Origin of the sequence: Mycobacterium sp. (assembly GCF_049585075.1) — a bacterium.
In the GTDB taxonomy this organism is placed as follows: domain Bacteria; phylum Actinomycetota; class Actinomycetes; order Mycobacteriales; family Mycobacteriaceae; genus Mycobacterium.
The window spans coordinates 1-10,612 of record NZ_JBAUZA010000507.1; the positions used below are offsets into that span (position 1 = coordinate 1).

General features: G+C 65.6%; 11 protein-coding genes. 7 read left to right on the plus strand and 4 right to left on the minus strand.

The genetic code is table 11. The annotated features are described in order from the left end of the window. Positions 1-232 (minus strand): amidase family protein (locus tag WB785_RS23655; RefSeq protein ID WP_424082354.1); only part of this gene is annotated, 232 nt, incomplete at its 3' end. 63 nt (positions 233-295) lie between these two features. Between WB785_RS23655 and recO the strand changes: the two genes are divergently transcribed. From recO to WB785_RS23670, 3 genes are all read left to right on the plus strand, one after another. Continuing rightward, positions 296-1,120: a DNA repair protein RecO gene (gene recO, locus WB785_RS23660; RefSeq protein WP_424082356.1), complete on the plus strand. Its 825-nt coding sequence runs from the start codon at positions 296-298 to the stop codon at positions 1,118-1,120. Further along, positions 1,095-1,976, plus strand: coding sequence for a decaprenyl diphosphate synthase (locus WB785_RS23665; RefSeq protein WP_424082358.1), 882 nt, complete (start codon positions 1,095-1,097; stop codon positions 1,974-1,976). Before recO ends, WB785_RS23665 begins: the two co-directional genes overlap by 26 nt. A gap of 196 nt (positions 1,977-2,172) precedes the next feature. Then, the gene (locus WB785_RS23670; RefSeq protein WP_424082360.1) at positions 2,173-2,589 is read left to right on the plus strand and encodes a hypothetical protein; all 417 of its coding nucleotides are present in this window, start codon (positions 2,173-2,175) and stop codon (positions 2,587-2,589) included. Between the two features lies 1 nt (position 2,590). On the opposite strand, the gene WB785_RS23675 is transcribed toward WB785_RS23670, so the two are convergent. Further along, positions 2,591-2,977 carry a Fur family transcriptional regulator gene (locus WB785_RS23675; RefSeq protein WP_424082362.1) on the minus strand — a complete coding sequence of 129 codons (387 nt, stop codon included), beginning with the start codon at positions 2,975-2,977 and terminating at the stop codon, positions 2,591-2,593. Then, a complete protein-coding gene (locus tag WB785_RS23680; RefSeq protein WP_424082364.1) occupies positions 2,977-3,351 on the minus strand; it encodes an ArsR/SmtB family transcription factor in 375 nt (124 codons plus the stop codon). Before WB785_RS23680 ends, WB785_RS23675 begins: the two co-directional genes overlap by 1 nt. Positions 3,352-3,449: 98 nt before the next feature. On the opposite strand from WB785_RS23680, the gene WB785_RS23685 reads away from it, so the two are divergent. Continuing rightward, positions 3,450-4,859 (plus strand): glycine--tRNA ligase, encoded by a 1,410-nt coding sequence (locus tag WB785_RS23685; RefSeq protein WP_424082373.1) that lies wholly within the window; start codon positions 3,450-3,452, stop codon positions 4,857-4,859. Between the two features lie 174 nt (positions 4,860-5,033). On the opposite strand, the gene WB785_RS23690 is transcribed toward WB785_RS23685, so the two are convergent. Further along, positions 5,034-7,004: a TPM domain-containing protein gene (locus WB785_RS23690; protein ID WP_424082366.1), complete on the minus strand. Its 1,971-nt coding sequence runs from the start codon at positions 7,002-7,004 to the stop codon at positions 5,034-5,036. Between the two features lie 59 nt (positions 7,005-7,063). Between WB785_RS23690 and WB785_RS23695 the strand changes: the two genes are divergently transcribed. The 3 genes from WB785_RS23695 to dnaG all read left to right on the plus strand — a co-directional run. Then, entirely contained in the window at positions 7,064-8,368 is a 1,305-nt protein-coding gene (locus WB785_RS23695; RefSeq protein WP_424082368.1) for a deoxyguanosinetriphosphate triphosphohydrolase, read from the plus strand. Positions 8,369-8,389: 21 nt separating this feature from the next. Beyond that, positions 8,390-8,974, plus strand: a complete 585-nt coding sequence (locus tag WB785_RS23700; protein WP_424082370.1) for a superoxide dismutase family protein — start codon at positions 8,390-8,392, stop codon at positions 8,972-8,974. Positions 8,975-9,031: 57 nt separating this feature from the next. Then, the coding region (gene dnaG / locus WB785_RS23705; protein WP_424082372.1) for a DNA primase at positions 9,032-10,612 on the plus strand (1,581 nt) is incomplete at its 3' end.

The following is a 10,612-nucleotide window of genomic DNA, read 5'->3' on the forward strand; positions in this document are numbered from 1 at the left end:
GTACACCCAGCAGCGGCGCCTGGTCGCCGGCGGCACGCCGCCGGTCGGCCGCGGCAGCGTCGGCCAGCGCCGTCTCGGTGAGCACCACACGGAAGGCGTTCAGCGTCGACTGGCTCAGGTCGATGGCGTGCAGCGAGCGGCGGACCAACTCGTCGGACGTCACCTCACCGCTGGCCAACTGGTAGAGCTGTTCGGTCAGGGTCGGAAATCGGGGAGTAGCGGCGTCGATCATCGGTACAGACATTATCGGCGCGGGTGCGAGGCTTCGTCGCAGTGCGGTGACAAACTGGTATCTATGCGGCTGTACCGAGACCGTGCGGTGGTGCTGCGCCAGCACAAGCTCGGCGAAGCCGACCGGATTGTCACCATGCTCACCCGCGACCATGGCCTGGTCCGCGCGGTGGCCAAGGGTGTGCGCCGTACCCGCAGCAAGTTCGGCGCGCGACTGGAGCCGTTCGCGCATATCGACGTGCAATTGCATCCGGGCCGCAACCTGGACATCGTCACTCAGGTCGTTTCGCTTGACGCGTTCGCCACCGACATCGTCTGCGACTACGGCCGATACACCTGCGCATGCGCGATGCTGGAAACCGCCGAGCGCCTCGCCGGTGAGGAACGGGCCCCGGCCCCGGCATTGCATCGACTCACGGTCGGAGCCTTGCGGGCGGTGGCCGACGGTCGCCGACCCCGTGAGCTGGTGCTGGACGCTTATCTGCTGCGGGCCATGAGCATCGCGGGGTGGGCCCCGGCGCTGACCGAATGTGCCCGCTGCGGCACACCTGGCCCGCATCGGGCATTTCACATCGCCGCCGGCGGCAGCGTCTGCGGGTACTGCCGCCCCGCCGGTGCGACCACACCGCCGCTGGGTGTGCTGGATCTGATGTCGGCGCTGCACGACGGGGATTGGGAGGCCACGGAGACCGCACCGCACTCGGCCCGTAGCCACGTCAGCGGATTGGTGGCTGCCCACCTGCAATGGCATCTGGAGCGGCAGCTGCGAACGTTGCCGCTGGTCGAGCGGACAGGCCGGGCCGACCAGGTCTATCAGAGCCTCGCCGATCGTCGCATAGCTCTGGTCAGGCAGGATGTGGCCCATGGTGCGGAACCAGAAGCCGGCTGACTTTCCGCAACTGCCCCCGGCGCGCGACGACTATCCGACATTTCCCGACAAGTCCACCTGGCCCGTGGTCTTTCCCGCGCTTCCGCCGTCGCCCGGCGGCGGCCCGCGGCGGCCCCCACAACACATTTCCAAGGCGGCCGCTCCGCGGATCCCCGCGAGCCAGCTGCCCAACCACGTTGCGATCGTGATGGACGGCAACGGCCGCTGGGCCACCCAGCGCGGACTAACCCGTGTCGAAGGACACAAGATGGGGGAGGCCGTCGTCATCGACATCGTCTGCGGCGCAATCGAAATCGGCGTCAAATGGCTCAGCCTCTACGCGTTTTCCACCGAGAACTGGAAGCGCTCCGCCGAGGAAGTGCGCTTCCTGATGGGGTTCAACCGCGACGTGGTGCGACGGCGGCGAGTAAACCTCAACGAGATGGGCGTCAAGATTCGCTGGGTGGGCTCGCGGCCACGGTTGTGGCGAAGTGTCATCAACGAGTTGGCGATCGCAGAGGAGATGACGATACGCAACGACGTCATCACGGTGAACTACTGCGTCAACTATGGTGGCCGTACCGAAATTGCCGAGGCCGCAAGGGATATCGCGCGCGAAGCCGCTGCGGGCAGACTGAACCCAGAACGGGTGACCGAGGCGACCGTTGCCCGCCACCTGCACCGCCCCGACATTCCCGACGTGGATCTGTTATTGCGCACCTCGGGCGAGCAGCGGACCAGCAATTTCATGCTGTGGCAAGCGGCCTACGCTGAATACATCTTTCAAGACACGCTCTGGCCCGACTACGACCGCCGCGATCTGTGGGCGGCTTGCGAAGAGTACGCGTCGCGGCACCGACGATTCGGGACGGCTTGATGGGCAGTCACACGAGTCACCACGTGAAAGAGATGCGCGTTGTGCCCGCCTCTGAGCGACAACCGGCCGTCGAACAGTTTTCGCATCGTCGAATCGACGGAATTGTCGCTCAGAGGCGGGCACATCGTGTCGCTCGCCAACGCCGAGATCCGTGTGGCAGATGTGAAAGTGATCAAATGCAGATGAGGGCAAGCTAGTGCCATCCTTGCAGGAACGTTTGCTGACAGTACTTTCCGAGGTGTTGCCCCTCGAAGAAGAATCCGACGGTGCACTGACCGTGCGACACGACGGCACCATCGCGTCGTTGCGGGTGGTGACCATCACCGAAGAGCTCGATCTGGTGTCGCTGACCCAGATTGTGGCGTGGGATCTGCTGCTTACCAAGAAGATTCGCGACAGCGTCGCCGAGCAGGCACGCAGTACTCTGCTGGGATCGGTGGCACTGGTCGAAAAGGTCGGCGAAGCGACCGCCAAACGCAACTCGAACAAAACGGCAGACGTGATGCTGCGCTACAACTTTCCGGGCGGTGGCCTCAGCGACGACGCGCTGCGCACCCTGATCCTGATGGTGCTCGACAAGGGTGCCGAGATCCGTCGCGCGCTGACGGATTGAGTCAGCGGCAGTCCGAGCAGGTGCCGAAGATCTCGATGGTGTGACTGACATCGGAGAAGCCGTGTTCGGTGGCCACCTCGGCCGCCCACGCCTCGACCTCGTGGTCGCCCACTTCGATGGTCGATCCGCAGCTGCGGCATACCAGGTGGTGGTGATGGTGTTCCGAGCAGCGCCGGTAGACCGACTCCCCGGTGTCGGTGCGCAGCGTGTCGAGCATGCCGGCCGCGGCCATCGACTGCAGCGTCCGGTAGACGGTGGTCAGGCCGATGTTCTCGCCGCGCTGCCGTAGCTCGTCGTGCAGTTCCTGGGCTGACCGGAAGTCGTCGAGCGTTTCCAGCAGCGACGAGATCGCCGCCCGCTGCCGGGTGGACCTTTCGCCAGTGGTCACTACTTGTCCTCGCCGGCGTGCGCGACGGCGTCGATCACGATATGGGCCAGGTGGTGATCCGCCAGCCGGTAGAGCACCTCGCGGCCGGACCGCTCGCCGGTGACCACGCCCGCGGCCTTGAGGATCTTGAGGTGCTGGCTGACCAGCGGCTGCGGTACACCCAGCGCATCGACCAGTTCATGCACGCAGCGCTGGGATTCACGCAATTGCAGCACGATGGCGATCCGTACCGGCGCGGCCAGCGCGCGGAGCAGCTCACCGGCGGCTTCCAGGATTTCCCGCGGCGGTGGCGCTGGCAGTTCAACCGCGTCACCGTGCTGGTGTTGGTCTACCAGTTCGTCGCCGTTGGCTGCCGTTGAGGTCGAGGAGGACATACTGGCTCCACTGTCACATGCATGATCACGCATGTCAAAGAAGCTCGGCGGCTAATCGCTACGATGACGGATGCTCTACAGGCTCGAAGTGTCCCCGCATCGAAGACAGGAGTAATCACCTCGTGGCGTCCGTCATCGACACCGTCGTCAACCTCGCCAAGCGGCGCGGCCTGGTCTACCCCGCCGGCGAAATCTACGGCGGCACCAAGTCGGCATGGGATTACGGGCCGCTGGGGGTGGAACTCAAGGAGAACATCAAACGGCAGTGGTGGCGCGCGGTGGTCACCGGCCGCGACGATGTCGTCGGCCTGGACTCGTCGATCATCTTGCCGCGCGAGGTGTGGGTCGCCTCCGGACACGTTGAGGTGTTTCACGACCCGTTGGTGGAGTGTCTGAACTGCCACCATCGGCACCGCCAAGATCATATGCAGGAGGCGTACGCGGCCAAGAAAGATATCGCCGATCCCGATTCGGTGCCGATGAGCGAGATCGCCTGCCCCGACTGTGGCACCAAGGGCCAATGGACCGAGCCGCGCGAGTTCAACATGATGCTCAAGACCCATCTCGGTCCGATCGAAACCGAGGAGGGCCTGCACTATCTGCGGCCAGAAACCGCGCAGGGGATTTTCGTCAACTTCGCCAACGTGGTGACGACCGCGCGCCGCAAGCCGCCGTTCGGTATCGGTCAGATCGGCAAAAGCTTCCGCAACGAGATCACCCCGGGCAACTTCATTTTCCGCACCCGTGAGTTCGAGCAGATGGAGATGGAGTTCTTCGTCGAGCCCGCGACCGCCACAGAATGGCACCAGTATTGGATCGACACCAGGTTGCAGTGGTACGTCGACCTGGGCATCGAGCCCGCGAACTTGCGGTTGTATGAGCACCCCAAGGAGAAGTTGTCGCACTACTCCGATCGCACCGTCGACATCGAGTACAAGTTCGGCTTCGCTGGCAATCCGTGGGGCGAACTGGAGGGTGTCGCCAACCGGACAGACTTCGACTTATCCACGCACGCAAAGCATTCCGGTGTGGATCTGTCCTTCTACGATCAAGGTACCGACACCCGGTATGTGCCTTACGTGATCGAGCCGGCGGCGGGGCTGACGCGATCGTTCATGGCGTTTCTGGTCGACGCCTACCACGAGGACGAGGCGCCCAACGCCAAGGGCGGCATGGACAAGCGCACGGTCCTGCGCCTCGATCCCCGGCTTGCGCCGGTCAAAGCTGCCGTGCTGCCGCTATCCCGGCACGCCGATCTGAGCCCCAAGGCCCGCGATCTGGCCGCCGAACTACGCAAATGCTGGAATGTGGAGTTCGACGACGCCGGCGCCATCGGCCGCCGTTACCGTCGCCAGGACGAGATCGGCACCCCATATTGCGTGACGGTGGATTTCGACTCGCTCGAGGACCACGCCGTGACCATCCGGGAGCGCGACGTGATGACACAGGACCGGGTGGCCATCGATGCGGTGGTGGACTATCTGGGATCGCGCCTGCGGGCCTGCTAGAGGGCGAGTTGCAACACGGGAAAGAATTTTCGTCAACTTCCCAACTATTGCTCACATGACCAATATCATTGGCCACGCAGACGACATAGCGGACGAGTATCCCCCGATTTGGCGCGGCAGCACACTAGGGCGTGGTGGGCTGCCGCGCCTCTCCATGTCTGGCGCGACGCGACCTCAGAACCGGCCCCCGCCGCCCATGAAGCCGCCGTCGGACGAGCCCGATGAGCCGCCGAACGACGTTGGGCCCCAGCCACCACCCCAACCGCCGCCGAGCATGTCGCCGATGATGAGCCCGCCCATCATCGCGCCCATATGGTCGCCGCTGCCATAGCGTCCGGCGTAGGCGAGCTGGGCGGATTGGACATCGTCGTTGGCCAGGGACTGAGCCTGAGCGGCCAGCGTCGTCGCGGTGTTGGCACGGGTGATCGCTTCACTGATGTCGGTCTGGCGCTCATCTTGGGCGGCTTGCAGTTGCCGGCTTGCCTCGGCGAGACGGGTCCGCGCCTCGGGTCCGATGCTGCCGCGCCGGGTGTCGATGAAATCGGAGACGGCGTGGATCCGCGACTGCGCTGTGAATAGCGCTTGCTCGAAAGCACGGTTGAGTCGCTCGGCGGCGGCTTGCTCTTCGGCGACCATGGCGAGGAGCCGGTTCAAGTCGGCGTCGGTCTTGGTCAGCTGGGTGAACGCGCTCAGCGGATCGGCCGAGCCGCTGGCGCGGGCAGTGTCCAGGGCTCTTTTCGCCGCATCCCGGACGCTGGCCAATTCGCGAGTGTGCGCCGCTTTGGTTTGCTGCGGGTTTTGCAGCTGCGTAGCGGCGTGCTCTATACCTGACTGGATGTCGGCGATCAGCGACGGCAGCGTGGCGACCGCGTGACGAATGTCGTTGGCGGCGTTGTCCACTGCGTCGAGCAACGCTCGGGCTTGTCCCAGCGCCGACTCCGCCGCTTGCACGGCGTCGACCAGACCGCTTTGCTCGCCGCTGACCGGCTTGGCCGCCAGATCACGGGCGCGGCTGAGGTTTTGGTCGGCGAACGCCAGCCGGTCCTTGGCGGTCGCGACGTTGGTGACCACCGAAGTCAGCGCCGCAGGGTCGAATTCGTTGTGCAGCTCTGTCATTCGCTGTTCGGCCGGAGTGATGCGCGCGGTCAGCTCGACCATCTGCTGAGTCAGGCCGTCGAGCCGCGATGGCGCGCTGACCACGAGGTCGCGCATTTTTTCGAAGGCCTCACGCTGCGACTCCAGCTCGCGATCGGCCCGCGCCGCGGAGACAATCACCTGGGTCAACAGCTCGCGCCGCTGCGCGGGTGTCTCGGGCATTGCGTCGTCAAGCCGCTGACGCACGGTAAACGCTTGTGCTAGAGCGGCTTTGGCGTTGTTCACCGCTGCGCTGAACGGTGCGGTTCGTTTTTCGCCGAACTCTTCGATCGTCAACGCCAGTTCGTTGGCGCTGGTGCGAACCGCGTTGTCGACGTCGACGACTTTCCACCGCGACAGGTCGTCGAGCGCACCCAGCGACAGCGCCGCCAGTGCTTCGGGGTCGGTGGCGTCGACACGACGCGCAGCGGCAAGTTCGGCCGCACGGCGCCGTCGGCGCCGGTACCGCATGACCACGTACAGAATCAGCACCGCGGCCACGATCACACCGAGCCCGATCAGTAACGGGGCCGCCGACGACTCGTGCTTTCGGTCGAGCCCGTTGGCCGCTGCGACCGCAGCACCGCTCCAATCGCCGCGGCGCAGCGCCGGTTCGATCTGGTTGCGCCGCAAATCATCGACCTGACTTGAACTAATGCTCTGCACCCGGTTGGGTACCAAAAACGCGTAGGAACGGTCGACGGTCGCGACAGCCAGCAGCGCGTCGAAGTCGCCCAAATCGCTGGCGGCACGCGTGCTCTGCGCCCAGCTCACCGCCGATTGCCCGGAGAAGGTGTCGACGAAAACCACCCACAGTTGAATACGGCGATCGGAGTAGAGCTTGCCGGTGGCCGATTGGACCGCGGCGCGACCCGATCCGTTCAGCGCCCCGGCGTCGTCGGTGATGTAGGTGGCCAGCCGGAAGGGCGGCTGCGCCGTGGCGGAGGGCGCCACCAGTAAAGCGGTGATCAGCATCGCCAGGACGATGGCGAGCCGGCGGACAATGCGCATGGTCGATAATCTAATCCGCTCCGCGGCATTGCCAGGAGGTGCTGGCAGACTGTGCGCTGATGAGTCAGCAAGACCCCTATGACGATTTCGACCGCGAGCGGGTGGTTCCCGAAGCGTCGAAGACCGCGGGCTTGCCGGGTACCGAGGGCCAGCACCGCACCGACTTCGCCCGGGACCGCGCCAGGGTGCTGCACAGCGCCGCGCTGCGCCGCCTTGCTGACAAGACACAGGTCGTCGGGCCGAGGGACAGCGACACTCCGCGTACGCGACTGACTCATTCGCTGGAGGTCGCCCAGATCGGGCGAGGGATGGCGATCGGGCTGGGCTGCGATCCCGACCTTGTCGACATGGCCGGTCTGGCCCACGACATCGGGCACCCGCCGTACGGGCATAACGGTGAACAGGCGCTCGATGAGGTCGCGGCGGCGCACGGCGGGTTCGAGGGTAATGCGCAAAACTTTCGGATCCTTACCAGTCTGGAGCCCAAAGTTCTGGATCAGCAAGGACATAGCGTTGGACTGAACCTGACTCGGGCAGGTCTGGATGCTGTGACCAAATATCCCTGGACCCGGAGTCGGGATCGACGCAAGTTCGGCTTTTACGATTTCGATCGCGACGCCGCGGCTTGGGTACGCGAACAGGCGCCCGCAGATCGGGCCTGTCTGGAAGCCCAAGTGATGGACTGGGCCGACGATGTCGCCTATTCGGTGCATGACGTGGAAGACGGCGTCGTGGCCGGGCGGATCGACTTACGGGTGCTCGCCGACGACGACGAAGCGGCGGCGCTGGGCAAGGTGGGGGCGCGCGACTTCGCCCGGGTGCGCGGCGGCGACGATGCAGAGCGGAGCGATGAGGAGGAGCGGCGCATAATCACCGCGGACGACCTGGCCGCCGCCGCGCATCGGCTGTCCGGGCTGCCGGTAGTCGCTGCGGTCGGCAAGTACGACGCCACGCTGGCGGCCTCGGTTGCGCTCAAGCAACTGACCAGCGAGCTGGTGGGCCGGTTCGCGTCGGCGGCGATCGCGGCCACCCGGGCCGCCGCGGGTCCCGGGCAACTCGTCCGCTACCAAACCGACTTGCGGGTCCCGGACGTCGTGCGCGCCGAAGTTGCGGTGCTCAAGACCCTGGCGCTGCAATTCATCATGTCGGATCCGCGTCATCAGGAGCGCCAGCGCAACCAACGCGAGCGGATCCACCGGGTGGCGGATTGGCTGCTGGCCGGGGCGCCCGGCACCCTCGACCCGGTGTTCGTGCCGGCGTTCAACACCGCCGCCGACGACGGTGAGCGGCTGCGGGTCGTCGTCGACCAGATCGCTTCTTTCACCGAGGGACGTCTGGAACGCATCGAGACCACACAACGCTGAGCCGCATTAGGCTCGGAGCTTATGGTCAAGCACACCAATGTTGTTGTCGCCACGTTGTCGGCTGCCGTCGCACTCAGCGGCTGCGGCTCCAATCAACAGTCCAGCACCACGTCGTCCAGCGGGGCGCCCGCAGCGTCCTCCTCGACGAGCGCTGCCCCTTCTGCCCAAAGCCTCAGCGCCGAACTGCACACCGCTGACGGTCGTTCGGTGGCCACGGCCACCTTCGAATTTGCCAACGGCTATGCCACTGTCACGGTGAAGACGACCACGAACGGCATCCTGGCACCGGGATTCCATGCCCTGCACATCCACGCGATCGGCAAGTGCGAGCCCAACTCGGCTGACCCGATGGGCGGTCCGCCCGGCGACTTCATGTCGGCCGGCATGCACTACCAGGCACCGGGGCACACCGGGGAACCTCCCAGCGGTGACCTGTCGACGCTGGAGGTCCGCAAGGACGGCGCCGGATACCTGGTGACCACCAGCGACGCGTTCACCAGGGACGACTTGTTGGCGGGCAGCAAGACAGCGCTGATGATGCACGGCGCGGAAAACACCCCCGACGCCGAGAAGCGCTTCGCGTGCGGCGTGATCGGAACCGGTTAATCACAGACAGTCAATCTTCGCGTCCTCGCGGTCTGGCGATCGCTCTACACTGAGCCGATGGCCGGGCGGATCTCTGATCGCGATATCGCCGCCATCCGCGAACGAGTCCACATTGACGAGGTCGTCGGCGACTACGTCCAGCTGCGTCGTGCCGGCGCGGACTCGCTGAAGGGCCTGTGCCCCTTTCACGACGAGAAGTCGCCGTCGTTCCACGTCCGGCCCAACCACGGTCACTTCCATTGCTTCGGCTGCGGCGAGGGCGGCGACGTGTACGCGTTCGTCCAGAAGATCGAACACGTCAGCTTCGTCGAGGCCGTCGAAGTACTGGCCGACCGGATCGGCTACACGATCACCTACACCGGCGCGTCCACCAGTGTGCAGCGTGACCGGGGCAGTCGCAGCCGGCTGCTCGCCGCCAATGCTGAGGCGATGGCTTTCTACGCGGCGGCGCTGGACTCCCCGGAGGCGCAGCCGGCTCGCCAATACCTGACCGAGCGGAATTTCGACGTCGACGCCGCGCGACATTTCGGCTGCGGGTTCGCGCCGTCGGGCTGGGATTCGTTGACAAAACATTTGGTGCGCAAAGGTTTTGAGTTCAAGGAGCTTGAGGCTGCCGGGTTATCGCGGGAAGGCCGTCGCGGCCCGATCGACCGGTTCCACCGCAGGTTGTTGTGGCCGATCCGCAGCTCCGCCGGCGAGGTGATCGGGTTCGGGGCACGCCGGATCTTCGACGACGACCCGATGGAAGCCAAATACGTCAACACACCGGAGACGTTGCTGTACAAGAAGTCTGCGGTGTTATTCGGTATCGACCTGGCCAAGCGCGATATCGCCAAGGGACATCAGGCCGTCGTCGTCGAGGGCTACACCGACGTGATGGCGATGCACTTGGCCGGGGTGACGACGGCGGTCGCGTCTTGCGGCACCGCTTTCGGCGACGAGCACCTGGCGATGCTGCGTCGATTGATGATGGACGACAACTTCTTTCGCGGTGAACTGATCTATGTGTTCGACGGCGACGAAGCGGGCCGGGCGGCGGCACTCAAGGCCTTCGGCGGCGAACAGCATCTGGCGGGCCAGTCCTTCGTCGCGGTCGCCGCCGACGGTATGGATCCCTGCGACCTGCGGCTGGCATCCGGCGACGGCGCGCTGCGCGATCTGGTGGCGCGGCGAACTCCGTTGTTCGAGTTCGCGATTCGCGCCGCACTCGGCGAGGTGGACTTGGACAGCGCCGAGGGCAGGGTGGCCGCGCTGCGTCGTTGCGTACCGATGGTTGCTCAGATCAAAGACCCCACGCTGCGCGATGAGTACGCGCGCCAATTGGCCGGCTGGGTCGGCTGGTCGGATGTGGCGCAAGTCGTTGGCCGGGTGCGCGAAGAGGCGAAGCACCCAACCGGCCGAGCCAAGCCTCGTCGCGCCGCGGCAGCCCAGTCCGACACCGCTGAGTCCGACTTCGCTGCAATTCGTCCCGACCCGCACGACCCCACGCTGTGGCCGCAGCGCGAGGCGCTCAAGTCGGCGTTGCAGTACCCGGCTCTGGCCGGACCGGTGTTCGATTCGCTCACCGTGGAAAGCTTTACGCATCCCGGCTACGCCGCGGTGTCCACCGCGATCGAGGCGGCGGGCGGCACCGGGACC

Bases quoted from the DNA above. Each gene is read 5' to 3' on its own strand.
- recO (WP_424082356.1), top strand. From the start codon at position 296: ATGCGGCTGTACCGAGACCGTGCGGTGGTGCTGCGCCAGCACAAGCTC.
- WB785_RS23665 (WP_424082358.1), top strand. From the start codon at position 1,095: ATGGTGCGGAACCAGAAGCCGGCTGACTTTCCGCAACTGCCCCCGGCG.
- WB785_RS23680 (WP_424082364.1), bottom strand. From the start codon at position 3,351: ATGTCCTCCTCGACCTCAACGGCAGCCAACGGCGACGAACTGGTAGAC.
- WB785_RS23690 (WP_424082366.1), bottom strand. From the start codon at position 7,004: ATGCGCATTGTCCGCCGGCTCGCCATCGTCCTGGCGATGCTGATCACC.
- WB785_RS23695 (WP_424082368.1), top strand. From the start codon at position 7,064: ATGAGTCAGCAAGACCCCTATGACGATTTCGACCGCGAGCGGGTGGTT.
- WB785_RS23700 (WP_424082370.1), top strand. From the start codon at position 8,390: ATGGTCAAGCACACCAATGTTGTTGTCGCCACGTTGTCGGCTGCCGTC.